The organism is Mycobacterium intracellulare ATCC 13950, from assembly GCF_000277125.1.
Lineage (GTDB): Bacteria > Actinomycetota > Actinomycetes > Mycobacteriales > Mycobacteriaceae > Mycobacterium > Mycobacterium intracellulare.
On record NC_016946.1, the window covers coordinates 895,254 to 919,988 of the forward strand.

At 66.8% G+C, this 24,735-nt stretch carries 23 protein-coding genes and 1 tRNA gene; 11 read left to right on the forward strand and 13 right to left on the reverse strand.

Translation table 11 applies throughout. The features are described 5' to 3' along the window. Positions 1-35: 35 nt before the first annotated feature. Positions 36-416 (forward strand): hypothetical protein, encoded by a 381-nt coding sequence (locus OCU_RS29505; protein WP_036458265.1) that lies wholly within the window; start codon positions 36-38, stop codon positions 414-416. Positions 417-461: 45 nt separating this feature from the next. On the opposite strand, the gene OCU_RS51805 is transcribed toward OCU_RS29505, so the two are convergent. Continuing rightward, positions 462-677, reverse strand: a complete 216-nt coding sequence (locus OCU_RS51805) for a hypothetical protein (protein ID WP_080587915.1) — start codon at positions 675-677, stop codon at positions 462-464. Positions 678-964: 287 nt separating this feature from the next. On the opposite strand from OCU_RS51805, the gene OCU_RS50145 reads away from it, so the two are divergent. The 3 genes from OCU_RS50145 (at position 965) to OCU_RS29515 (ending at position 4,206) form a co-directional block, all read left to right on the forward strand. Next, positions 965-1,216: a hypothetical protein gene (locus OCU_RS50145; RefSeq protein WP_148278267.1), complete on the forward strand. Its 252-nt coding sequence runs from the start codon at positions 965-967 to the stop codon at positions 1,214-1,216. A 348-nt stretch (positions 1,217-1,564) separates the two neighbouring features. Further along, a complete protein-coding gene (locus OCU_RS29510) occupies positions 1,565-2,794 on the forward strand; it encodes a PPE family protein (protein ID WP_193375132.1) in 1,230 nt (409 codons plus the stop codon). Between the two features lie 35 nt (positions 2,795-2,829). Continuing rightward, positions 2,830-4,206, forward strand: a complete 1,377-nt coding sequence (locus OCU_RS29515) for a PPE family protein (protein ID WP_036458247.1) — start codon at positions 2,830-2,832, stop codon at positions 4,204-4,206. Between the two features lie 27 nt (positions 4,207-4,233). Here OCU_RS29515 and OCU_RS50150 read toward each other — a convergent pair whose 3' ends face one another. The 7 genes from OCU_RS50150 to OCU_RS29545 all read right to left on the reverse strand — a co-directional run bounded on the left by OCU_RS50150 (position 4,234) and on the right by OCU_RS29545 (position 10,016). After that, positions 4,234-4,626, reverse strand: a complete 393-nt coding sequence (locus OCU_RS50150; RefSeq protein WP_080587917.1) for a hypothetical protein — start codon at positions 4,624-4,626, stop codon at positions 4,234-4,236. 140 nt (positions 4,627-4,766) lie between these two features. Continuing rightward, positions 4,767-4,839 (reverse strand) — tRNA-Arg (locus tag OCU_RS29520). A 48-nt stretch (positions 4,840-4,887) separates the two neighbouring features. Continuing rightward, positions 4,888-5,712, reverse strand: a complete 825-nt coding sequence (locus OCU_RS29525) for an LLM class F420-dependent oxidoreductase (RefSeq protein ID WP_009953038.1) — start codon at positions 5,710-5,712, stop codon at positions 4,888-4,890. 8 nt (positions 5,713-5,720) lie between these two features. Next, entirely contained in the window at positions 5,721-6,800 is a 1,080-nt protein-coding gene (locus OCU_RS29530; RefSeq protein WP_008253936.1) for a poly-gamma-glutamate hydrolase family protein, read from the reverse strand. Next, entirely contained in the window at positions 6,801-8,027 is a 1,227-nt protein-coding gene (locus tag OCU_RS29535; RefSeq protein ID WP_009953039.1) for an Nramp family divalent metal transporter, read from the reverse strand. It lies immediately after the preceding gene. A gap of 96 nt (positions 8,028-8,123) precedes the next feature. Then, positions 8,124-9,200 (reverse strand): NAD(P)H-dependent amine dehydrogenase family protein, encoded by a 1,077-nt coding sequence (locus tag OCU_RS29540; protein ID WP_009953041.1) that lies wholly within the window; start codon positions 9,198-9,200, stop codon positions 8,124-8,126. A 24-nt stretch (positions 9,201-9,224) separates the two neighbouring features. Then, on the reverse strand, positions 9,225-10,016 hold the full coding sequence (locus OCU_RS29545) for an SDR family oxidoreductase (protein ID WP_009953043.1): 792 nt from the start codon (positions 10,014-10,016) through the stop codon (positions 9,225-9,227). Between the two features lie 239 nt (positions 10,017-10,255). Here OCU_RS29545 and pstS (OCU_RS29550) point away from each other — a divergent pair, with 239 nt between their 5' ends. From pstS (OCU_RS29550) to pstA, 4 genes are all read left to right on the forward strand, one after another. Then, positions 10,256-11,362, forward strand: a complete 1,107-nt coding sequence (pstS, locus tag OCU_RS29550; protein WP_085981084.1) for a phosphate ABC transporter substrate-binding protein PstS — start codon at positions 10,256-10,258, stop codon at positions 11,360-11,362. 253 nt (positions 11,363-11,615) lie between these two features. Then, on the forward strand, positions 11,616-12,728 hold the full coding sequence (gene pstS, locus OCU_RS29555; RefSeq protein ID WP_009953045.1) for a phosphate ABC transporter substrate-binding protein PstS: 1,113 nt from the start codon (positions 11,616-11,618) through the stop codon (positions 12,726-12,728). A 6-nt stretch (positions 12,729-12,734) separates the two neighbouring features. After that, positions 12,735-13,733 carry a phosphate ABC transporter permease subunit PstC gene (gene pstC, locus OCU_RS29560; protein ID WP_014379265.1) on the forward strand — a complete coding sequence of 333 codons (999 nt, stop codon included), beginning with the start codon at positions 12,735-12,737 and terminating at the stop codon, positions 13,731-13,733. 48 nt (positions 13,734-13,781) lie between these two features. Continuing rightward, a complete protein-coding gene (gene pstA / locus OCU_RS29565; RefSeq protein WP_008253952.1) occupies positions 13,782-14,684 on the forward strand; it encodes a phosphate ABC transporter permease PstA in 903 nt (300 codons plus the stop codon). 15 nt (positions 14,685-14,699) lie between these two features. On the opposite strand, the gene ku is transcribed toward pstA, so the two are convergent. Together ku and OCU_RS29575 are read right to left on the reverse strand one after the other, a co-directional pair. Beyond that, a complete protein-coding gene (ku, locus tag OCU_RS29570; RefSeq protein WP_014379266.1) occupies positions 14,700-15,629 on the reverse strand; it encodes a non-homologous end joining protein Ku in 930 nt (309 codons plus the stop codon). Positions 15,630-15,783: 154 nt separating this feature from the next. Continuing rightward, on the reverse strand, positions 15,784-16,707 hold the full coding sequence (locus OCU_RS29575) for a carbohydrate kinase family protein (RefSeq protein ID WP_009953048.1): 924 nt from the start codon (positions 16,705-16,707) through the stop codon (positions 15,784-15,786). A gap of 11 nt (positions 16,708-16,718) precedes the next feature. Here OCU_RS29575 and OCU_RS29580 point away from each other — a divergent pair, with 11 nt between their 5' ends. Both OCU_RS29580 and OCU_RS29585 read left to right on the forward strand, forming a co-directional pair. Continuing rightward, positions 16,719-18,998, forward strand: a complete 2,280-nt coding sequence (locus tag OCU_RS29580) for an ATP-dependent DNA ligase (protein WP_014379267.1) — start codon at positions 16,719-16,721, stop codon at positions 18,996-18,998. Further along, positions 18,995-20,947: a fumarylacetoacetate hydrolase family protein gene (locus OCU_RS29585; RefSeq protein WP_014379268.1), complete on the forward strand. Its 1,953-nt coding sequence runs from the start codon at positions 18,995-18,997 to the stop codon at positions 20,945-20,947. Before OCU_RS29580 ends, OCU_RS29585 begins: the two co-directional genes overlap by 4 nt. Before the next feature lie 4 nt (positions 20,948-20,951). Here OCU_RS29585 and OCU_RS29590 read toward each other — a convergent pair whose 3' ends face one another. Beyond that, positions 20,952-21,869 (reverse strand): class I SAM-dependent methyltransferase, encoded by a 918-nt coding sequence (locus OCU_RS29590; RefSeq protein ID WP_014379269.1) that lies wholly within the window; start codon positions 21,867-21,869, stop codon positions 20,952-20,954. A 62-nt stretch (positions 21,870-21,931) separates the two neighbouring features. Here OCU_RS29590 and OCU_RS29595 point away from each other — a divergent pair, with 62 nt between their 5' ends. Next, complete coding sequence (locus OCU_RS29595) at positions 21,932-22,738, forward strand: enoyl-CoA hydratase/isomerase family protein (RefSeq protein ID WP_036396658.1); 807 nt, start codon at positions 21,932-21,934, stop codon at positions 22,736-22,738. Positions 22,739-22,945: 207 nt separating this feature from the next. On the opposite strand, the gene OCU_RS29600 is transcribed toward OCU_RS29595, so the two are convergent. Continuing rightward, complete coding sequence (locus OCU_RS29600) at positions 22,946-23,812, reverse strand: LLM class flavin-dependent oxidoreductase (RefSeq protein ID WP_014379270.1); 867 nt, start codon at positions 23,810-23,812, stop codon at positions 22,946-22,948. A 99-nt stretch (positions 23,813-23,911) separates the two neighbouring features. Beyond that, complete coding sequence (locus tag OCU_RS29605) at positions 23,912-24,676, reverse strand: STAS domain-containing protein (protein ID WP_008253988.1); 765 nt, start codon at positions 24,674-24,676, stop codon at positions 23,912-23,914. Positions 24,677-24,735: the final 59 nt, after the last annotated feature.

Sequence of the window (24,735 nt, forward strand, 5' to 3'; positions counted from 1 at the left end):
CGAAGATACGATGGTCTGGTGAGAGGAGGGCGATGATGATCGCCTTGGAGTATCACGACAACTGTTGCGGTCTTGCTGATCCGCTCACTCCTCTCGCCGCGGCCGCGTTACCCGACGACGTGCCTGCCTCATCGGCGGGCGAACTGCGGGAGAACGGTGACGGCGCGGACGATCACACGGTGTTCGATGGGCACCGCCCGGATTACTGGACCGTGGGCAGGCCGGGGCTCCGAGACATCGAGGTGTGCATCGAGAGCGCCCGCGCGGACGGCGCCATCAGTCTGGGCCTGGTGGTCAACGGTTTGGATTGCAGCGGGCTCCCGATTGACCAGGCGCTTTCGCTCGCAGACGCCCGGGGGGATGCGGGCGTCTGCGGCGTTAGCTGCCGGGGAGGCGGACACCTCAAGGCCAGTTAGTCAGCGGCTGAGGGGATTTCGCGGGGCGAGGTCACGCGGTATCGGCTACGGAGGCAGCGGAATCCACCGCTTGCCATCCGTTGTCCATCCGCACGGCAGGTAGTTCCAGTGCGCCGGCGGATTGGGGTCGAAACTCAGGCACTTCGGTGCGTAGAACGAAGGGGCGGGAGGAGGCGGTGGCGGCTGGTCCTCAGCGTGTGCGATCGCCCCGCTGAGCATTAAAGCCCCAACGGCCATCTGTGTGGCGACTAGCTTCCGCATCGCAGGCCCGGCAAGTGCTATGCCCCAACGAAGCGACGGTCGCTACGTTTCTTCCCTTACGCGCACGGTATCGATGGTAGTCCGCATTCCTGCGCTTTGTGGGACTTGATTGCATTTGCTCTGGGCATTTCGGGTGCCGCTCTGGTGGGGGATCGTGAGCGGGTTTGCGTAGGTGCGGACGCGCGCCGACCTGCTGGTATGGCGTGAACGCAAACTGGACACGGCCTGACCGGAATAAGTACGATCGTGGTCTGTCATTTATCTGATATGCAAGCAGGAGCACCGCGATGAGATCTGTCGATGAGGGTTTGCCGTCATCGACGGCGGTGAGCGCTTGTCCGATCGCCGCGCGCAGTTTTGCCCCGTTGGCCGGCCGTCGGCTCGGGCGGGTGCGGCTATGCCTCGCCTCGGTCGCCCGTGAGCAAACACGCCAAGACAGCTGGCGCGCAATTGAAATCATCGCCAATACGCACAACCGCCGCGTCGAGTCCTATCTGCAGCGTCGGCGGCACCGCCCGTGGCGCAACCGGGGTTCCTAGCCTTCGGCTTTGACCTTCATGTCGACGACGGTCGGTGACGCTTCGTCACGCCGATGATGCACACCGGTGTCCAGCTAGCAAGTTCACACCGCGGCAACGTATCTGGTCGCGGCATCGGTACTAACCATGTCAGCTCAGCCGGGGGATGCATGTGCCCGTCGTTGAATCACCCTGCGCTACAACGATAACGGCACATCGCCGGGGCCGCAGCGGATAACCGCTCAAACGATCCGGCCGAGTCGCGCGTCGATAGGGCGCGGTTACAGAAGTTCATCAAATCATTCAGGCGATGCAGCGGTCGACTCACGTCGCCCTCGGGCGTCGCGCACCGAGTTATGAGGTATGGCAATGGATTTCGGAGGGATGCCGCCGGAGGTCAACTCCGGTCGAATGTACTCTGGCCCCGGGGCGGGGCCGATGCTGGCCGCCGCCGCGGCGTGGGACGCGCTGGCAGCCCAGTTGCACGCCGCCGCAGCGTCTTACGAGTCGGTGATCTCGAACCTGACCGCCGGGTGGCGCGGTCCTTCATCGAGCATGATGGCCGCCGCGGCGGCGCCGTATGCGGCATGGATGAGTGCGACCGCCGCCCAGGCCGAGCAGACCGCCAGCCAGGCGAGGGCGGCGGTGGTCGCGTACGAGGCGGCGTTCCTCGCGACGGTGCCGCCACCGGTCATCGCGGCCAATCGGGCGCAGTTGATGGCGCTGATCGCGACCAATTTTCTGGGTCAGAACACCCCGGCGATCATGGCCACCGAGGCCCAGTACGCCGAGATGTGGGCCCAGGATGCCGCGGCGATGTACGGCTACGCCGGTGCCTCGGCGGCCGCCGCGCAGGTGACGCCATTCGCCCCGCCGCCGCGTAGCACCAATCCGGCCGGGACCGCGGGACAGGCCGCCGCCGTCGCGCAGGCCACCGGCGGCTCGGTCGCGACGAACACGGAATCGGCTCTTCCGCAACTGATGTCGGCCGTGCCGCAATCGTTGCAGACCCTGACAACGCCTGCCGCCGCCGCCGATCCACCATCGCTGCTGTCAGCATTCGACTCGGCGCTCACGGGCCCGTTGGGTCCGGTGTCATTGTTCGGCATCGGGGGCAGCCCGTATCTGCTGGGCGTCGAAAACTACCTGGTGCCCCAAAACGTGGCGAATGTGAACAGTGCCCGGCAAAGGCTGGACCGGGACCGGTCGGCGCTGGGGCGGTTGGGCGGCGAGGCCAATTCGGGGACGCAAATGGTGAGCTCGCCGAGAGCCGCTGGAACCGGAATGTCGCCGGCCATCGGTCGTGCCGGCGTCGTCGGGCGCTTGTCGGTGCCGCCGGGATGGGCGGCGGCCGCCCCGGAGATCCGGCCGGTCGCCACGGTGATTCCACAAACCGCTTTTGCCGGCGCTCCTTCGGCCCTCGCGGCCGAAGGAGAGGGATCGCTGTTCTCCAGCATGGCCGCGTCGGGTCTGGCCGGGCGCGCCATGGCCGCCACCGGCGGTGGCTCCGCGCGGGCATCGGGCATCGGCGCCGGTTTCGGGCGCGCCGCGACCACGGCCACGATCATCGTCATCAACGCGGACGACCCGCAGGAATAGCACGCACTATTTATCGCGAAGAACATGGAGTGACAATGGATTTCGGAGCATTTCCGCCGGAGATCAACTCTGGTCGAATGTACGCCGGTGAAGGCGCAGGCTCAATGTTGGCCGCGGCGTCGGCATGGGATGGGTTGGCCGCCCAACTGCACTCTGCGGCGACGTCGTATGAGTCGGTGATCTCGAACTTGACCAGCGGTTGGCAGGGGCCGTCCTCGCTGACCATGGCCGGTGCGGCCGCGCCGTATGCGGCGTGGATGAGCACGACCGCCGCTCAAGCCGAACAGGCTGCCTCTCGGGCCAGAGCGGCCGCGGCGGCGTACGAGGCCGCCTTCACGGCGACGGTTCCCCCGGTGGCGATCGCGGAGAACCGCGGCCGGCTGGCGTCGCTGGTGGCGACGAACCTTCTCGGGCAGAACACCGCCGCGATCGCGGCCAGCGAGGCGGAGTACGCACAGATGTGGGCGCAAGACGCCGCCGCGATGTACGGCTACGCCGGATCTTCGGCGATCGCTGCGCAATTGGAGCCCTTCAACGCGCCACCGCAAACCACCAACCCAGCGGGAGGAGCCGCCCAATCAGGCGCGGTCGCCCAAGCCGCCGGTACGGCGCCCGCCCACGAGCAGTCGGCCTTGTCGCAGCTGATGTCGTCGACCCCGCGAACGCTGCAAAGCTTCGCGTCGCCTTCCGCATTGCCGGCGGCCGATCCGTCGTCATTGGCGACATGGTTGAACAACCTGAATTCCACGCCGTTGGCGAAGATCGCCGCGAACATCGAGTTCGTCACCAAAGGCATCCGCCCGGTCAACGACACGTTGCTGAGCCTCAGTTTGGGCCTGGTGGCAACGGCACGGACGTGGGGTGACACCGCCGTCGAACTCGAAGGGCCGCTGTTCGCTTCGCTGGGTTCGAGCACCCCGGCCGTAGGAGCCGTTGGCGCGTCTGCGGTGACCGCAGGTCTCGGCAATGCGGGTCTGGCGGGGGCGTTGTCGGTACCGCCGAGCTGGGCCGTGGCCAGTCCCGCGGTCAAGCTGGCCGCCACCGTGTTGGAGTACACCAGCGCGGGTGCCGCGCCGACGGTCGCGGCCGGCGCGGGTGCCCTCGGTCAGCTGGGCTTGGCGGGCCTGGCCGGAGGAGCGCTGGGTGGTGCGGTGCCCCGCGCGGTCGCCGCAAGCCCCACCCGGGGATTGGGCCGCCGCTCGTCGGACAACGACGACAAGACCCCGGACAAACTGAAGACGGTCCTGGCGGAACTGCAGGAGGCGCCGGAGTCGGTTCAGCACTGGCACACCGACAAGGCGCACCTGGAAAGCCTTTTGGATCAGCTGTCGAAGAAGCCGGGTGTCCACGCGGTGCACTTGTCCTCGGCCGACAAGTCCAAGGCCACACCGCCACGGGCAACGTGGGGATAGTGAGAAGGGGCCTAACTCACCACCGGCTTATCCCGTTGAAGCATTTGCGCGTTGTTGATTGGCCAACGCAGTAAGGCCTAAGCCAAGAAACAGCGCTGCGCCACCCCCGGTAACGATTGCGCCGGCTGGCGGCAAGGTCTGGCGTTGGACGCCGCGGAGTGCTGCAACGATGTCCAGTGCGTCGGTGAGCAGCCCCAGTTGCAACGCCCGGGTGCGTAGCTGCTGTGACGGGTCCGTGACCGCGAGCGCCAGAGTCAGTTCGCGAGACCCGAACAACTGAGTAATGAATGGCTGCTGTCTCGCGGAAGCGAGCCCAAACAGACGCGCCGCCCTCGCCGGTACAGCCCATGCGGCGACACCGGTGGCGAATCGCAGTGCGGCGAATGTGGGGATGAGGGCGCTGTTCGGTGCAGTGGTCATAGGAACATCCTCGTCCTCAACTCCCTCATCTAGGGAGTGTCAAGGATCAGCCGAAGTAGCTGTCAAGCATCTGCCGAAACACCGTCAAGCATCACCCGAAGGCGAAACGACAAGCATCAACCGACGTCATACAACAAAAGTGCCCCCGGCAGGATTCGAACCTGCGACACCGGCTTTAGGAGAGCCGTGCTCTATCCCCTGAGCTACGAGGGCGGACGGCCTGAGCTTACCGGGCTGGATCAAAAGCCGAGGGCCACGGCGTCAGCGCAGTTCGGCGATCACCTTCGAGAAGTTCTCGATGTTGTTGTCCTGCACGGTGAAGGATGAGACACCGTACTTGTCGCGGTACGCGATCAACGTCTCGGCGATTTCGCGGGGGGAACCGCTGAGCACCGAGGGCTGGGACAGGATCTCCTCATCGGACAGGTCCGGCGCGTAGCTGCGGGTCAGCTTCAGGTCCGGCTCGGTCTCGCCGACCCGCGGCATCGCCGTGATCGCCAGATTCAGCTCCAGGGCGTCGAAGCGATCCCCCGCGGCGTTGCGGACGAAATCGACACGTTCGGCGAATGGGTCCTCGACCGCGCGCACCTTGGAGCCGGTCAGGCCGATGATGTCGGCGTTGCGGGCGGCGATGGTCAGCACCCGGTCGCCGTTGCCGGCGATGATGAGCGGCGTCGACGGGTGGTGTTCCTTCAGGTACTTCGTCATGTGTTCGAGGTAGTCGACGCGGGCACCGGCGCTGGGATAGGGGATCTCGGCGGCTTCGAACTCTTCGCGGACGTAGCCGGTGCCCAGCCCGATTTCGAGGCGGCCGTCGCTGAGCAGATCGAGGGCCTGCATGTCCCGGCTGAGCAGGGCCGGCTTGTAGAAGGCGGAGTTGAGCACATACATGCTCAGCTTCAGCGTGGTGGTGACCATCGCGACCGCGGTCAGCGTCGGGAAGGGCGCCGCCGCGCCCAAATGGTCCGGCACACAAAGAATGTCGAAACCGGCGTCTTCAGCCCGCTTGGCCTTGTCGAGCAGCGCCTCGCGGGACTTAAAGAACCGCATGCTCATTCCGAAGCGAAAATCCTTGGCCACCAACAACCTCCGTTTTAGCGATCCGACGACATAGACCAACGACGAGCGGCCTCGGCCAGCCCTTGGATCAGCACGCTGGTGACCGACGACAAACCGTCATCGCCGGGCAGCGGGCTGCGCGGGCTGATCCCGCGGACCCGCGCCGAGAGCTCCAGCTGGGTTCCGCCCTGACGCACCCGGTTCACCGGGTTCCGCGGGTGCAGCCCGCGCAATTCCGGTGGCACGTCGTCGAGGTCGGTGATGACCTGATAGCCGGTCAGCCGGATGTGGCGGGCCAAATGGGCAGCCAGCTCCCGGTTGCGACCACCGGCCAGCAGCTGTGTGCTGCGCCCGTCGCGGCCATAGCCGTGCAGCGACACCGCGACGTCGACATGGTCGAGGAAAGCGGCGAGCCGTGGCGACTCGGCCGGATCGAACAGGGCCGACGGCAGGTGATGCGGGTAGTGGTCGGGATGACGCACCACATAGACGGACGCACCGGCGGCCTCGGCGGCGCGCTCGGCGATCACGTCGGTCATCTCTTCCAGTCCGCCGCCGTGGATCGCCAAAAATCCGAAACGCGAACGCAATTGGCAGCTCTCGGCCACCCCGGGCTCGCTCAGCAACGCCGAAAACGACTGCGGCCCAGGCCCGCACGCCGCCGACGATTTCGGGCGCGGCCAGCCGGCCGGATCCCAGCGGCGCAAGAACTCGAGCCAGCGTGGGGGCAGCCCGTGCTGCGCGGCACCGTCGATGATGGTGGGCAGGTAGCCCGGGCGGGGAGGGCCCGGCGTCACCCGGTGGTCGATGTAGACCCAGGCCGGTGACGGCCCGTCGTCGGTGTGCACGGTCAGCCGGTCGCGCCGGTAGCGCACCGGCACACCCTCGGCGCTGTCCAAGGTCGCCAGGTCGCCGTCGGAGATCTGCCAGAGCACCCCATGCACCTGGTTTCCGGCCAACGGCTCGACGGTGGCCACGCCTCGCTGGTTGATCAGCCAGTCGTGGTCGGCGAGGACCGCGGGGCGCGGATCGGCGGCGTCGGGACAGCGGCGCGCCATCTGCCGTACGCATAGGTTCGAGCCGTATGCGAAGTACAGATGACGCAGGGCCGGCATTCAGCCGGTCACCGTCAGCCAGACGAGCACCATGTTAAGCAGACTAATCAATATGCCGACGCCCCAGCCAAGAATCGTCGTGATGCGGTGGTTGGCGTCGTCGCCCATCAGCTCGCGGTTGCTCGTCAGCTTGATCAGAGGCAGCACCGCAAACGGAATGCCGAACGACAGCACCACCTGGGACAGCACCAACGCGCGGGTGGGGTCGAACCCGACCGCCAGGATCACCAGGGCGGGGCACAGGGTGATCAGGCGGCGCGCCACCATCGGGATCGACCGGTGCAGCAGCCCCTGCATGATCATGGCGCCGGCGTAGGCGCCCACCGACGAGGACGCCAGCCCGGACGCGAGGAGACCGATCGCGAACAGCACCGCGATGGTCGCGCCCAGCGTGTTGTGGATGGCGGAATAGGCGCCCTCGATGGAGGCGCTCACGTTGCGGTCCTGCAGGTTGATCGCGGCGACCAGCAGCATGGCGGCGTTCACCGTGCCGGCCACCGCCATCGCCAGGACGACGTCCCAGCGGGTGATCCGCAGCAGCAGGCGGCGGTGCGACCCATTGTCGGGATGCCCGTGCCGGTCCAGCACCAGGCCCGAATGCATGTACACCGCATGCGGCATCACGGTGGCACCCAGGATCGCGGCGGCCAGCAGCACACTCTCGGTGCCGCGGAACCTCGGCACCAGCCCGCCCAGCACATCGTGGGGCGGCGCGGTCTTGACGAAGAAGCTCGCCGCGAACCCGATCGCGATGACCAGCAGCAACCCGGTGATGACCCGCTCGAAGATGATCTGTCCGCGCCGGTCCTGAATGCCCAGCAGCAGCAAGGCCACCACGCCGGTGATGAGCCCGCCGACCATCAGCGGCAAGCCGAACAGGATGTGTAGGGCGATGGCCCCGCCGACGACTTCGGCGGCGTCGGTGGCGATCGCCACGAGTTCGGCCTGCGCCCAATACACCAGCCGCAGGGGGCTGCTCATCCGCTTGCCCAGAGCGGCCGGCAACGATCGCCCGGTGACCAGCCCGAGCTTGGCCGACAGGTACTGCACCAGGCCCGCGAGGACGTTGGCCGCGACGATCACCCACAACAGCAGGTAGCCGTACTGTGAGCCGGCGCTGACGTTGGCTGCGACGTTTCCGGGGTCGACGTAGGCGATCGCGGCGACGAACGCGGGCCCGAGCAGATACCAGTTGCCCTTGAGCGAGCCCTGGGTGCGCTGCGCCAACGTGACCTCGATTCACTTCACCGAATAAGAAAGTGAGGTTAGTCGAACATCCCGTCGGCCTGCTCAGCGGCCGCGGTGTTTTCGTGCCGTCCCGGCTCAGGCCGGACGGTAGAGCCCCTTGCCGGTGATCAGCGGCAAGTCGAGCGTGGTGACGATTCCCGGATCGGCGGCCACCACCGCGGGAATCGCGTTGACGACTCGCATCGCGGTGGCCACCAGCCCGGCGTGGTTGTGGTCGCCCTTGCGGCTGCTCAGGCAGATGTCCATGGCGTACGACGGCTCGCCGGTGACCTCGATCCGGTAGGAGCCACCCTCCTGTGCGGGCTGCGGCCAGTCCGGGCACAGGTCCTCGCGCAGCCGGGTGACGTGTTCAAGGACGACGACGGGATCGCCGTTGACCATGCCGAACACCTCGAAGCGCAGCGCCGCGGCGGTGCCCTTGGCGATATGACCCGAGGCGATGTCGAAGTCCTCGGGGGCGGGCACGCGCACGTGCGACTGGGTGACCTCGTCGAGCGAAATGCCAAGGCCCGCCGCCATTTGCCGGATCACCGAGCCCCACGCCAGGCTGAGCACACCGGGCTGCAGCAACATGGGAATTTCGTCGAGTGGCTTGCCGAATCCCATGACGTCGAACATGACCGCCGCACTGTCATAGGTGGCGTAGTCGACGATCTCCATGCACCGGATCTGCTGGATGCTCTGGCAGGTGCCGGCCAGCGCCAGTGGCAGCAGGTCGTTGGCGAAGCCCGGGTCGATGCCGTTGACGTAGAGGCTTGAATTGCCTTCGCGCGCTGCGTCTTCCAGCGGCTTGATCAGCTCCTCGGGGATCACCTGCCACGGATACTGCAAGAAGACGGGGCCGCTGCCGACGATATTGATCCCGGCCGCCAGCACGCGCCGGTAATCCTCGAGCGCCTCGGGCAACCGGTTGTCGGCCAGCGCGTTGTACACCGCGCACTGCGGCCCGGTGGCGAGCACGGCGTCCAGGTTGGTGCTGGCGAGCACCCCCGTCGCCTCCGCAAGCCCGGCGAGCTCGGCGGCGTCCTTGCCCGCCTTGGCGTCGGACGACACCCACACGCCTTTCAGGTCGAACTCCGGATTGGTGATGAGCGCGCGCAGCGCGTGGATACCGACGTTGCCGGTGCCCAGTTGGACGACGGGGATGGACATGACGTGCTCCTTAGCGGTCGTGGGTCACAGGTCCGGGACGGGGATGTCGAGATTGGGGAAGGTGAGGCCGCCGTCGACCTCGAGGGTCTTGCCGGTCAGGAAGTTGCCGGCGGGAGACGCCAAATAGACTGCCGCAGCGGCAATGTCGACCGGATCGCCCAGCCGGCGCATCGGGGTGGCCTTCTCCATCGGAGACCGCAGCTCGTCGTTGGAGGCGACCACGTCCAGCGCCGAGGTGAGGATCGATCCCGGCGCGATCGCGTTGACCCGAATCCGTGGGCACAGGTCCAGGGCGGTCAGCCGGGTGTAGTGGGACAGCGCGGCCTTGGCGGTGCCGTAGGCCGCGAAGCCACGTCCGGCCAGCCGGCCCATGGTCGAGGTGATGTTGATGATGCTGCCGCCGCCGGAGTGCTCGAGCATCAACGGCACCGCAGCCACTGTGAGCGCGTGGGCGGTGCCGACGTTGAAGGTGAAGGCGTCTTTGAGATCCTTCGTCGAGGTCGTCAACAACGTGTTGGGCATGGTTCCCCCGACGTTGTTGACGACGATGTCTAGTTTCCCGAATGCCTCGACGGCCTGGCCGGCCAGCTCGGCGGTGGATTCCGGATGCGCCAGGTCGGCGGCCACGACGTGGGCGCGGCGCCCGGCGGCGCGGACCTGTTCGGCGACGGCCTCTAGTTGGGATTCGGTTCGCGAGGCGATGAGGACGTCGGCGCCTGCCTCGGCGAACGCCAGCGCGATGGCCGCCCCGAGGCCGCGGCCTGCACCGGTGATGACGGCGACTTTGTCGTCGAGACGGAACCTGTCAAGGATCATGGCGGCCTCTCTTCGTTTCGGTGTCAGGCGACACGGTAGCAAGCCGCGGCGGCGCGGATAAGGCATTTCTAGAACAAGTTCTATTTTTCTATCCGGGGCCGGTTCCGATGCGGCCGTCGGGGCGGCGGCCCGGTGTCGGTGACGTTGCGCGCGTTGCCAGACCATTTGCCCGTCGTTCACCTTGGTGGGGTTAGCTCGGTGACGCCGATCTTTGTGGTCCTTACCCGTGAGGAAGAGACTTGGGACGCAACCGTTTTGGTGCTGTGCTGGGCGTCCTGACAGCCGGTGCGCTGGTGTTGGCGGGATGCGGATTCCACGACAGCACGGCCCGGGGAAGCGGGGCGGGCGCGTCGGGCGTGGTCAATTGCGGCGGCAAGCAGGCCTTGACGGCGGCGGGCTCGAGCGCCCAGGCCAACGCGATGCCCCGATTCTCCGGCGCCTTCGAGCACGCTTGCCCCGGTCAGACGCTGAATTACACACCCAATGGCTCGGGCGCGGGAATCGGCCAATTCACCGGAAACCAAATCGATTTCGCGGGTTCGGATTCACCGTTGGCCCCGATCGAATACTTCGCGGCGCGGACCCGATGCGGTTCGCCGGCGTGGAATCTGCCCGTGGTCTTCGGTCCGATCGCGATCACCTACAACGTCAGGGGCGTCAGCTCGCTGATCCTCGACGGGCCCACCGCCGCCAAAATCTTCAAGGGCGCCATCACCGCCTGGGACGACCCGGCGATCGCAGCGCTGAACCCGGGTACCGCGCTGCCCGCCGAGCCCATCCGTGTCGTGTTCCGCGGCGATGAGTCCGGCACCACCGACAATTTCCAGAAATACTTGGACTCCGCGTCCGACGGCGTGTGGGACAAGGGCATCGGGAAGACGTTCCACGGTGGGGTCGGGCAGGACGCCGACGGCAACGGCGGTACGTCGGCGGCCGTCCGGGCGACCGAAGGATCGGTCACCTACAACGAATGGTCGTTCGGTCTGGCGCAGAAGCTGACGATGGCCAGGATCGTCACCTCGGCCGGGCCCGAGGCGGTGGGCATCAGCGCCGGATCGGTCGGGAAAACGATCTCCGGTGCCACCCTCACCGGGCAGGGCAACGACTTGGTGGTGGACACCTTCTCGTTCTACAAGCCGACCCGGCCCGGTTCCTACCCGATCGTGTTGGCGACCTACGAGATCGTGTGTTCGAAGTATCCCGACCCGCAGGTCGGCGCGGCCGTGAAGGCGTTCCTGCAAAGCACCATCGGTGCCGGCCAGAATGGCTTGGCGGACAACGGGTATATCCCGGTGCCGGAGTCGTTCAAGTCCCGGCTGTCGGATGCGATCAACGCCATCGCGTGATGTCAGCAACCAGTCGGCGGCGCCTCGGAGGGCCGGGTGGGGCCTTTGCTGACGAACACCGGCCAGGCGACGTCGCGGTGCGCTGCGGCCGACGTCGCGACGGCCCGCCGACGCGTTCAGCGGTGATCGCCGAAAAGTTTGCTCAACGTTCAATTGTTACTGTTACGTTCGTGGCCGCGATACCGGCTGGTCGGCGCGCTACGGCTAACTGACCGGCCGCGATCATGTTTCATCCCTACCGTGAGGAAGCGAATTGAAACTCAACCGATTTGGCGCCGTGCTGAGTGCCTTGAGCGTTACTGCGCTGGCGTTGTCGGGGTGCGGCAGCGACAACAACGGCTCCGGCGCCAGTGGGCCGACCGGCTCGTCGTCGGGCAAGGTGAATTGTGGCGGGAAGAAGGCCCTCAAGGCCAGCGGGTCGACGGCCCAGGCCAACGCGATGACCCGCTTTGTCAACGCGTTCGAGCAGGCCTGCCCCGGCCAGACGCTGAACTACACGGCCAACGGATCCGGTGCGGGAATCAGCGAATTCAACGGCAACCAAACGGATTTCGGTGGTTCTGACTCGCCGCTGGCGGCCAACGAATACGCCGCCGCGCAGCAGCGGTGCGGTTCGCCGGCCTGGAATCTGCCGGTCGTTTTCGGCCCGATCGCCATCACCTACAACGTGACGGGCCTGAACTCGCTCAGCCTCGACGGCCCCACGGCCGCCAAGATCTTCAACGGCTCGATCACGACGTGGAACGACCCCGCGATTCAGGCCCTCAACCCCGGTGCCACGTTGCCCGACGTGCCGATTCACGTCGTCTTCCGCAACGACGAGTCCGGCACCACCGACAATTTCCAGAAATATCTCGACGCCGCCGCGGACGGGGCATGGGGCAAGGGCGCCGGAAAGACCTTCAAGGGCGGCGTCGGTGAGGGAGCCAAGGGCAACGACGGCACGTCGGCGGCGATCAAGGCCACCGAGGGATCCATCACCTATAACGAATGGTCGTTTGCCCAGGCACAGAAACTGAACATGGCCAAGATCATCACCTCGGCCGGCCCGGACGCGGTGTCGATCAGCGCCGAATCGGTGGGCAAGACGATTGCTGGGGCCAAAATCTCCGGCCAGGGCAACGACCTGGTGCTCGACACGCTGTCGTTCTACAAACCCAAGCAGGCCGGTTCCTACCCGATCGTGCTGGCGACCTACGAGATCGTGTGCTCGAAGTACCCCGACTCCGGGGTCGGTGCGGCGGTGAAGGGATTCCTGCAAAGCACCATCGGCGCCGGGCAAAATGGCCTGGCCGACAATGGCTACATTCCGATCCCCGACGCGTTCAAGGCGAGGCTGTCTTCTTCGATCAACGCCATCACATAACCTGAGGTGGTCGTGACACGAGGAACAGCAACCAGCCCGTCGACCGCGGAAAAACCGGCATCAACGGCGCTGAATGCACGCGTGTCGCGGCGGGGCGACCGGATCTTCAAGCTGGTCGCCGCGGCCGCTGGTTCCACGATCGTGGTCGCCATCCTGTTGATCGCGGTGTTCCTGTTGCTGCGCGCCCTGCCGTCGTTGCGCGTCAATCACGCAAACTTCTTCACCAGCGCCGAGTTCAGCACCAGCAACCCCCACAACCTGGCCTTCGGCATCCGTGACCTGCTCATGGTCACGGTGCTCAGTTCGCTCACCGCGCTGGTGCTGTCCGTACCCATCGCGGTCGGTATCGCCGTGTTCCTCACCCAATACGCGCCGAAGCGGCTGGGGCGCCCGTTCGGCGCGGTGGTGGACCTGCTCGCCGCGGTGCCGTCGATCATCTTCGGGCTCTGGGGAATCTTCGTCCTGGCCCCCCGGCTCGAGCCGGTCGCGGCGTTTCTCAATCGGCACCTCGGATGGTTCTTCCTGTTCAAACAGGGCAACGTGTCGTTGGCCGGCGGCGGCACCATCTTCACCGCCGGCGTCGTGCTCTCGGTGATGATCCTGCCGATCGTCACGTCGGTCTCGCGCGAGGTGTTTCGGCAGACCCCCCACATCCAGATGGAAGCGGCGCAGGCGCTGGGCGCCACCAAGTGGGAGGTGGTGCGGATGACCGTGCTGCCGTTCGGCCGCAGCGGCGTCATCGCCGCCTCGATGCTGGGGTTGGGACGCGCGCTGGGCGAGACCGTGGCGGTGCTGATCATTCTGCGTTCGGCCGCCCGTCCGGGGAATTGGTCGCTGTTCGACGGTGGCTACACGTTTGCCTCCAAGATCGCGTCGGCGGCCGCGGAGTTCAGCGCACCGCTGCCCACCGGGGCGTACATCTCGGCGGGATTCGCCCTGTTCGTGCTGACGTTCATCGTCAACGCGCTGGCCCGCGCGATCGCCGGCGGCAAGGTCAACGGATGACGCGCGCCGCGACGATGCAGGGCGAAGCGATGAGGAGAAGCGGCGCTCATGACGGTTGACGCGCTCGACCGGCCGGTCAAGGCCGAGGTGTTCAGGCCGCTCAGCTTCCGGCGGCGGATCACCAACGGCGCCGCGACGATCTTCTTCCTCACCTCGTTCCTCATCGCGCTGGTGCCGCTGTTCTGGGTGCTGTCGATCGTGGTCGCACGAGGCTGGTACGCCGTGACCCGGTCGGGGTGGTGGACCCACTCGCTGCGCGGCGTGCTGCCCGAACAGTTCCTCGGCGGCGTCTACCACGCGCTGTACGGGACGCTGGTGCAGGCCGGGGTGGCCGCCGTGCTGGCCGTGCCGCTGGGCCTGATGACCGCGGTCTTCCTCGTCGAATACGGTTCTGGCCGCCTGGTGCGGCTGACCACGTTCATGGTCGACGTGCTGGCGGGGGTCCCCTCGATCGTCGCGGCCCTGTTCATCTTCAGCCTCTGGATCGCCACCCTGGGCTTCCAGCAGAGCTCTTTTGCGGTGTCGCTCGCGCTGGTGTTGCTGATGCTGCCGGTGGTGGTGCGCTCCGCCGAGGAAATGCTGCGGTTGGTGCCCGACGACCTGCGCGAGGCCAGCTACGCGCTGGGTGTGCCGAAATGGAAGACCATCGTTTCGATCGTCTTTCCGATCGCGATGCCCGGCATCGTCTCGGGCATCTTGTTGTCCATCGCGCGGGTGATCGGCGAAACCGCGCCGGTGCTGGTGCTGGTCGGCTACAGCAGGTCGATCAACTTCGACATCTTCCACGGCAACATGGCCTCGCTGCCGCTGCTGATCTACACCGAGCTCACCAACCCCGAACACGCCGGATTCCTGCGGATCTGGGGTGCGGCGCTGACGCTCATCATCATGGTCGCCGTGATCAACGTCGTCGCCGCGGCCACCCGATTTCTGGCGACCCGCAAACGCTGACCGAGGCGCGTCGGGTCAGGACTTCGAGGCCGCTTTCTTGGCCGGAGCCTTCTTGGCGGCGGTCTTTTTCGCGGGTGCCTTCTTGGCGGCGGTCTTCTTCGCCGCGCTCTTTTTCGCGGGCGCCTTTTTCTCCGCTGCCTTGCCGTTGCCTCCACCGGAGCGCGCCTTCACGCTGGCCTCCAGCTTGGCCAGCAGATCGGAGACGTCTTCGGTCTCATCCAGCTCCTTGGGCTGCTCCTCGGTGGTAAACGCCTCTCCGCCTTCGAGTTTGGCTTGGACCAGCTCGTGCAGCTGCTCCTGGTAGTCGTCGTGGTAGCGGTCGGGGTTGAACTCCTCGGCCATCGAATCAACCACCTGCCCCGCCATTTTGAGCTCGGCGGGTTTGACCTCAACCTTCTTGTCGAGGATCGGGAAGTCCGGATCACGAATCTCGTCGGGCCACAACAACGTATGGATGACCATCACGTCGCGCTTGCCGAAGTCCTTGACCCGCAACGCCGCCAGCCGGGTCTTGTTGCGCAGCGTGAAGTGCACGATCGCCATCCGGTCCGTCTCCGCAAGCGTCTTGGCCAGCAGCACATAGGATTTCGACGATTTGGAGTCGGGCTCCAAAAAATAGCTGCGGTCGAACAGCATCGGATCCACATCGCTGGCCGGCACGAACTCCAGCACTTCGATCTCGCGGCTGCGTTCCTCGGGCAGCGTGGCGATGTCGTCGTCGGTGATGATGACCATCTGGCCGTCATCGGATTCGTAGGCCCGGGCGATGTCACGGTATTCGACGACTTCGCCGTCCACCTCGCACACGCGCTGGTATCGGATGCGGCCGTTGTCCTTGGCGTGCACCTGGTGAAACTTGATGTCGTGGTCCTGGGTGGCGCTGTACACCTTGACCGGGACGTTCACCAGCCCGAACGCGATGGAACCCTTCCAGATGGAGCGCATGTAAGTCAGTATGCCCACACTGTTCGCTGCCTAACAGCACCCCCGCCGCCGCGCCGCTGTTCAAAAGCCCGCGCCCGTAACGCCACGGCGAGATTGTCCTCGAATTTTCGCCGTGGCGTTACATCCGCGGGCGAAAGGGCCGCGCTCGAAGACACTAGCGGCGCCGGTTTGCTTGGGCCCGCAGCGCGGCGCGATCGGGGAGGTCGGCGCCGGCCCGCGAGACCGTCAGCGCCGACGCCAGGCTGGCGGCTTGTAGTGCCGCCGTGAGCGCGTCGAGCCCGACCCGGCTCAGGGCGGCGCGGCGGTCGGCGCCCAACAGACCCAATTCCCACAGCGCATCGAGCAAACCGGCCATGAAGGCGTCGCCGGCACCGACGGTGTCGACCACCCTGGCCGGCGTGGCCTCCACCCGGGCATCGCCGGCTGCGCAGAACGCCACGGCGCCGCGGGCGCCCAGCGTCAGGACGACGATCGCGGGTCCCGACGCCAGCCACCCCCGGGCCGTGCGCTGGGGCTCGCGGTCGGGATCGATCCACTTCAAGTCCTCGTCACTGACCTTGACGATGTCGCTGCGCTCGACCAGGTGTGCGATGCGGGCCTGCGCGGCGTCACGGTCGGGAATCAGCGACGGTCGCACGTTGGGATCGAAGCTCACGGTGGCCGAGACGCGGTAAGCCTCGAGCAGCGCGGCGACCGCCAAGCACCCCGGTTCGCGCACGGCGGCGATCGACCCGGTGTGCACCAGCAGCGGCGGTGCCACCTCGGGCGTACCGGAAAGCCGCCATTGCAGATCGAATGTGTAAGCGGCCGAGCCGTCGTCGGCGATCGTCGCGACCGCGGCCGGCGTGCGTTCGGCCGAGACACTTCCCGGAACGAGTTGCACACCAGAGGATTTCAGGTACGCGGCGATGCGCCGGCCGGATTCGTCGTCCGCGATATGGGTCAAGAAGTCGACGTGACGACCCAGCCGGGCCAGCCCGACCGCGACGTTGAGCGGGCTGCCGCCGACGTGCTCGACGGCGCCGCGCCGTTCGACCCTGTCGATCAGCGCTTCACCGATGACCAGCGCGCCGCCCATAGACTCAGAGTATGAGTCCGACGGCGGGGCCACGGGTCAAGCTGACCAACGCCGAAAAAGTGCTGTATCCCGCCACCGGAACCACCAAGAGCGACATCTTCGACTACTACACGCGGATCGCCGAGGTGATGATCCCGCACATCGCCGGGCGTCCGGCCACGCGCAAACGCTGGCCCAACGGCGTCGAACAGGAATCCTTTTTCGAGAAGCAACTCGCCGCGTCGGCACCCGACTGGCTGCCGCGCGCCAGCGTGACCCATCGATCCGGAACGACGACCTATCCGATCATCGACGACCCCACCGGCCTGGCCTGGATCGCCCAACAGGCGGCGCTGGAGGTTCACGTCCCGCAGTGGCGGTTCGTCGCCGAGTGGACCCGCAGCCGGGCCGAAGAACTCAAGCCCGGCCCGGCGACGCGATTGGTGTTCGACCTCGACCCCGGCGAAGGCGTGACGATGGCGCAGATGTCCAAGGTGGCGCGCGCCGTGCGCGACCTGATCGCCGGGATCGGCCTGAGAACCTTCCCGCTCACCAGCGGCAGCAAGGGACTGCATCTGTATGCGCCGCTCGACGAGCCGGTGAGCAGCAAAGGCGCCACGGTGTTGGCCAAACGCGTTGCGCAACAGCTGGAAAAGACGATGCCCAAGCTTGTCACGTCGACCATGACCAAGAGCCTGCGGGCGGGGAAGATCTTTTTGGACTGGAGCCAGAACAACGGCTCCAAGACGACCATCGCGCCGTATTCCCTGCGCGGACGCGAACATCCCACCGTCGCGGCGCCGCGCACCTGGGACGAACTCGACGACCCGTCGCTGCGCCAGCTGCGGTATGACGAAGTGCTGTCCCGGGTCGCGCGCGTCGGCGACCTGCTTGCAGAGCTGGACGAGGACGCTCCGGTGCCGGATCGGTTGACCAAGTACCGCAGCATGCGCGACGCGTCGAAGACCCCCGAGCCGGTTCCGGCGGCGAAACCCGCTGTCGGCCAAGGAAACACCTTCGTCATCCAGGAACACCACGCGCGACGCCTGCACTACGACTTCCGGCTGGAGCGCGACGGCGTGCTGGTGTCCTGGGCGGTGCCCAAAAACCTGCCCGAAACCACGTCGGTGAACCACCTGGCGGTCCACACCGAGGACCATCCGCTGGAATACGGCGGGTTCGAAGGCGTCATCCCCAAGGGCGAATACGGCGCGGGCAAGGTGATCATCTGGGACTCCGGAACCTACGACGCCGAAAAGTTCAATGACTCCGCCGAAAAAGGGGAGGTCATCGTCAACCTGCACGGCAGCAAGATCTCCGGACGCTACGCGCTGATTCAAACCAATGGCGACCAGTGGTTGGCACATCGGATGAAGGACCAGAAGGTCTTCGAGTTCGACACCATCGCACCCATGCTGGCCACCCACGGTTCGGTGACGGCCCTGAAGGCAGGTCAGTGGGCGTTCGAGGGCAAATGGGACGGTTACCGGCTTCTGATCGAGGCCGACCACGGTGCCTTTCGGGTGCGGTCGCGACGCGGTCGCGAAGTCACCCAGGAATACCGCGAACTGCGTTGGCTGGCAGACGATCTCGCCGACCATCACGTGGTGCTCGACGGGGAGGCTGTCGTCCTGGACTCCTCCGGGGTGCCCAACTTTCACGAGATGCAAAACCGTGGACGGGGCTCACGGGTCGAATTCTGGGCGTTCGACCTGCTCTACCTCGACGGCCGCTCGTTGCTGCGGGCCCGCTACCGGGATCGGCGAAAACTGCTGGAAATGTTGGCCGCCGGCAGCAGGCTCATCGTCCCCGACCTACTGCCCGGCGACGGCAGGGAGGCGCTGGAGCACTCCGCGGAGCGCGGTTGGGAGGGGGTGATCGCCAAGAAGCGCGACTCCACCTATCAGCCGGGCCGCCGCTCGTCGTCGTGGATCAAGGACAAGCACTGGAACACCCAGGAAGTCGTCATCGGCGGTTGGAAAGCCGGGGAAGGCGGACGCAGCAGCGGCATCGGCTCACTGCTGATGGGTATCCCCACCGCGGGCGGACTGCACTTCGCCGGGCGCGTCGGCACCGGGTTCACCGACCGCGACCTGGCAAACTTGAAGAAGACGCTGGCACCGCTGCACACCGACGAATCCCCCTTTGACCCACCGCTTCCCAGGAGCGAAGCGCGCGGCGTGACGTATGTGCGGCCGGAGCTGGTCGGGGAGGTGCGCTACAGCGAGTGGACCCCGGATGACCGGTTACGCCAATCGAGTTGGCGCGGACTACGACCGGACAAGGAGGCGAGTGAGGTGGTGCGCGAGTGAAATGGGTTACCTATCAAGATGTTTCGGGCGCAGAAAACGTCGGCGTGGTCTCGGGCGACACGATCTATGCGATGCCACCGGGCGTGACGCTGCTCGATCTCGTCGCCCGCGGTTCCGAGGGATTGCGGCAGGCGGGGCAGGATGCGCAGCGATCCCCGGCGGCGGTGGCACCGCTGGCGGAGGTGCGATTGCTGGCGCCGATTCCACGCCCGCCGTCCATCCGTGATTCCCTGTGCTTCCTCGACCACATGCGCAACTGCCAGGCCGCGCTGGGCGCTGGGCGCACCCTCGGCGACTCCTGGTACCGCATACCGGCCTTCTACTTCGCCTGCCCGGCAACCGTTTTGGGTCCGTACGACGACGCCCCCACGGCGCCCGGAAGCGCGTGGCAGGACTTCGAATTGGAGATCGCTGCCGTGATCGGGACCGGGGGCAAAGATCTCACGGTCGAAGAGGCGGAGCAGGCGATCATCGGCTACACCATCTTCAACGACTGGTCCGCCCGCGATCTGCAGCAGATGGAGAGCCAACTGGGGATCGGGCAAGGCAAGGGCAAAGACAGCGGGGTCACGCTGGGCCCGTACCTGGTGACCCCCGACGAGCTCGAACCGTATCGTCACCCCTCCTATCCGGGCAGATTGGACCTGCGGGTCACCGCCCTGGTCAACGACGTCGTCATCGGTTCCGGGTCGACCGCCCAGATGGACTGGACCTTCGGCGAGGTCATCTCCTATGCCTCGCGCGGCGTCACCCTCTCGCCCGGCGACGTCATCGGCTCCGGGACCGTGCCGACCTGCACGCTGGTCGAGCATCTCAATCCGGCGGCCCTGGAATCGTTTCCGGGCTGGCTGCACGACGGCGACATCGTCACGCTCCAGGTCGAAGGGCTGGGGGAGACCCGGCAAACCGTGCGGGCCAGCGGTTCCCCGCACCCGCTGGCGGCGCGGCCGAATCCGGACGCCGCTCCCGCCCCGCCGCGAGTCAACCCGGCCCGCGCGCGGGTGCCCTACACCCGCGGGCTGCACGAGGTCGGCGACCGGGTTTGGGCCTGGACCCTGCCCGACGGCGGCTACGGATGGAGCAACGCCGGGCTGATCGCCGGCGACGGGGCGTCGCTGCTGGTGGACACCTTGTTCGACCTGGCGTTGACCCGCGAAATGCTCACCGCGATGCGGCCGCTCACCGCGTCCGCGCCGATCACCCACGCGGTGATCACGCACTCCAACGGGGACCACACGCACGGCAACCAACTGCTCGATCCCTCGGTGCGCATCATCGCCGCGCGCGGCACCGCCGAGGAAATCGAACATGGGATGGCCCCGGAGATGCTCGCCATGGCGCAGACCGCCAACCTCGGGCCGGTCGCCACGCCGTACACACGAGAACGCTTCGGGCACTTCGACTTCAGCAACATCAAGCTGCGCAATGCGGATCAGACGTTCGAGCGCAACCTTGCCGTCGAGGTAGGTGGGCGGCGCATCGATGTGCTGAATCTCGGTCCCGCGCACACCGCCGCCGACTCGGTGGTGCATGTGCCGGACGCGGGGGTGTTGTTCGGCGGCGACCTGTTGTTCATCGGCTGCACGCCCATCGTGTGGGCCGGCCCGATCGCCAACTGGGTCGCCGCCTGTGACGCGATGATTGCGCTGGACGCGCCGACGGTGGTACCCGGCCACGGTCCGGTCACCGATCCGGATGGGATCCATGCTGTGCGTGGCTATCTCGTGCACGTCGCCGAACAGGCCGAGGCCGCCTACCACAAGGGGCTGTCGTGGGCGGAGGCCGCCGACACCATTGATCTCGGTGAGTACGCGTCCTGGCTGGACGCCGAGCGCGTCGTCGTCAACGTCTATCAGCGCTACCGCGAATTCGACCCGCAGACACCGCAATTGGAGGTCATGGGCCTGCTCGTGATGCAGGCCGAGTGGCTGGCCAAACGGCCTGTGTGACGCTTCAGGTCCGCACCGCGCGGACGAAGCTGATCGTGGCGGCGGGCGCCTGGTGCTCGGCTTCCCCCAAGTCCGGCAGGCCCGCCGCCGAAAACAGGTCGGAGAGCCGGAATTCGGTGGTCTCCCATCCGTTGGCCCGCAGATGCGCGGCCACGTCGGTGTGCTCCCCCGGATAGGTCAACGCGGTGATGTCCAGGTCGAGCCCCTGCCGTCGCCACCCCTCGGCCATGAGCCGGGATTTCTCCAGCGCTTCCGGCGACGTGCCGGCCACGGCCCCGAAATCGGCGGCGAACCGGCTGCCCTCGCTGGACAGCGGAATGATGGCATCCAGCAGCCGCACCTCGGCGTCGGGCGGAAGGAACCCGATCAGCACTCCCTCGGCCAGCCACGCCGTCGGCTTGCTCGGGTCAAAGCCCGACGCCTGCAGGGCCGCCGGCCAATCCTCGCGCAGATCGATACCCACGGTGCGCAGCTCGGCGGTTGGGGCCGCGCCGATCTCGGCCAGCGTGGCGGTCTTGAACGCGATCACCTCGGGCTGATCGATCTCGTACACCGTCGTCCCCGCGGGCCACGGCAGCCGGTAGGCGCGGGAATCCAGCCCCGACGCCACGATCACGACCTGGCGTAGGCCGGCCTGCCCGGCCGCGGCGAAGTAGTCGTCGTAAAACAGCGCCCGGGCGGCGAAGGTGTCGACGAACCGCGAAAACCCGACCCCTTCTTCGATGTCGGAGGAATCGAGTTCGCCGGTTGCCAGCTTTGTGAACAGGTCCAGGCCGGCGGCGCGCACCAGCGGCTCGGCGAATTCATCGGTGATGACCGGTTGCGGCCGCCTGGTGGCGGCCGCCCGGGCCGCGGCCACCATGGTGGCGGTGGCGCCCACGCTGTTGGCCAGGTCCCAGGTGTCGCCCTCGCTTCGTGCCATGGCTGCTCCTTCGATGTGTGGCCCAACCACGGTATGCCCGATCGGTCGCCTACGGTCTCGGTATGCCTTCAGTGAACCTGGAAACCCTCGAGGACAACATCGCCTGCATCACCCTGAACCGGCCCGAACGCCTCAACGCGATCGATGGGTCGTTGATCGACGGCGTCGACGACGCGTTGGACGCGCTCAGCGCGGGCGAGTTCAGGGTGGCGATCCTGACGGGTGCCGGACGCGGATTTTGCGCCGGAGCGGATTTGAGCGGCACCGGGCAGCCGTGGACGCAGAACAAGCCGACCACCCCGGCGTTCAAGGTCACCTACGACGCTCAGGTCCGGCTGGCCAACCTGTACACCCGGATCTACGAGCTGGACATCCCGGTGATCGCGGCGGTCAACGGTGTCGCCGTCGGGGGCGGCCTGGCGTTCACGTTGGTCAGCGACATCCGGGTCGCCTCGGATCAGGCCCGGTTCGGTTCGGTGTTCATCAAGGCCGGCTTCTCGTCGATGGACATGGGCACCAGCTACCTCCTGCCGAAGATCGTCGGCGCCGGCGTGGCACGCGAACTCATGCTCACCGGCCGCATCATCGACGCGGCCGAGGCCTATCGCATCAAGCTGGTGCATGAGGTGGTCGCGCCCGACGACCTGATGCCAGCCGCGCTGAGGCTGGCCCGCTCGATCGCCGAGAACAACGCTTATGGCGTGTGGCAGACGAAGATTGGGCTCAATGCCGCGCTGGACGCACCCAGCCTCCGCCATGCCATCGAGATCGAGAACCGCACTCAGGTCCTCAGCGGTTTCACCAACAACCCGGTTGAGGCCGCCAAGGCTCACCAGGAGAAGCGCGCGCCCAGGTGGGATCCGCTGTGACGAGATAGTGCCCGGCTTGCGCCGCGCTTGCGACCGCCGCTTGCCCGATGGCGGCGGCCCGCTGCGCCCGGCTTGCGCCGCGCTTGCGACCGCCGCTTGCCTGATGGCGGCGGCCCGCTGCGCCCGGCTTGCGCCGCGCTTGCGACCGCCGCTTGCCTGATGGCGGCGGCCCGCTGCGCCCGGCTTGCGCCGCGCTTGCGACCGCCGCTAAAGCTTCGCGATCACGTTCTCGGCGAACATCTCCAGGTTGCGGATCTTGTTCTCCAGCGGCTCGGTGTCCTTGCCCTTGATATAGGGGATGCGGAAGCCGACGATGACGTCGGTGACGCCCTTGTCCTCGAGCCGCTTGATGCCGTCGGGGGTGTAGGCGTCGGCGGAGATGACGTGGATCTCGAAAGGCCCGGTCGTGCCGGCTTCTTCGCGGAAACACTTGAGCTTGGCCAGCAGCTGGTCGAGTTCTTCGGGGTCACCGCCGCCGTGCATCCAGCCGTCCAGGCGGGCCGCGCGCCGCAGCGCCGCGTCGGCGTGACCGCCGATCAGGATCGGGACGGGCTTGGTGGGCGCGGGCGTCATCTTGGTCTTGGGAATGTCGTAGAACTCGCCGTGAAATTCGAAGTACTCACCGGAGGTGAGGCCCTGGATGATCTCGATGCATTCGTCCATCCGCTTGCCGCGCTTGGCGAACGGGACTCCCAGCAGTTCGTAGTCCTCGGGCCACGGGCTGGTGCCCACACCGAAACCCACCCGATTGTCGGTCATCGCGGCGAGCGACCCAATTTGCTTGGCCACCAACGCCGGCGGCCGGATGGGCAGCTTGAGGACGAAGAAATTGAACCGCAGCTTCGAGGTGACCGCCCCCAATGCCGATGTCAGCACGAAGGTTTCGATGAACTCCTTGCCGTCCAGGAACTCGCGGTTGCCGTCCGGGGTGTAGGGGTACTTCGAGTCGGATTCAAACGGGTAGGCGATGCTGTCGGCGATCGTCATGGCGTCGTAGCCGGCCGCCTCGGCCGCCTTGGCCAGCGGGACGTAGAACCGAAAGTCAGTCATCGCCTCTGCGTAGGTAAACCGCACGTCATCTGCCTTCCTGAAGGGGTCGTCCCACGACATTAGAACGTGTTCTAGTTTCAGCACAACCGCCAGATGGGTGTGGCTAGAACTGGTTGGAACGAGTCAGAGCTGGTTCTCGGGGCCGATGACCGCCCACACCGTCTTGCCGGACCCCGTCGGCGTGCTGCCCCACGTGCGGGACAACGCGTCGACGATCGCCAGGCCGGAGACGTCGATGCCCTTCGCTGGAGACGGAAGCCGCACGGCGGGCGTGTTGCTGGCATCGGAGACCGCGATGGTCGCCGTCGTGCCCTGCGCCTCGAGCCGCATCACCGGGACGCCGGCGGTGTGTTCCAGCACGTTCTCCACGAACACGTTGACGACCACCAACGCGACGGGGATGAGCTTGGCCTGCGACCACGTGGTGAGCCACTCGCGGACCAGCCGCCGCGACTCGCGCAGGCTGGTCAGGTCGGCGGGCAGCTGCGCGTCGGCGCGCCGCACGGCACGACGGCCGTTCTGCCCGAGCGACTTCATCGCCGCCTTCTGGCTCGAATACACCGGCATGAAGTGCGCGATCCCGCTGCGCGTAATCGCCTCGCGGGTCGCCCGATTGCTGCAGACGAAGACGATCGGAACGTGGGCCGCGCTGCCGATCTGCCAGTAGGCGCCCATAAAGGTCGACCATGCCGGTTCGGCGTTCAGCTTGAGGCCGGAGACGTCGAGGATGACGGCGGAAGCCGCGTCGGATGTCGCCTTGATGAGGCGGTCGCGCAGTGCGGTGGAATTGGCGGCGTCAAGCACGCCGTCGACGGTCAGAACGGCGATCGAATCATCCGTTCGCGTCGCGACGGCCAGTGAGCTGGCCGACTCAGCCACCGGGCTCATCCCAGCTCGATCGGGACGTCCGGTTTCATTTCCCGCTCCTTGTGTGTTCTGCCGGGCCG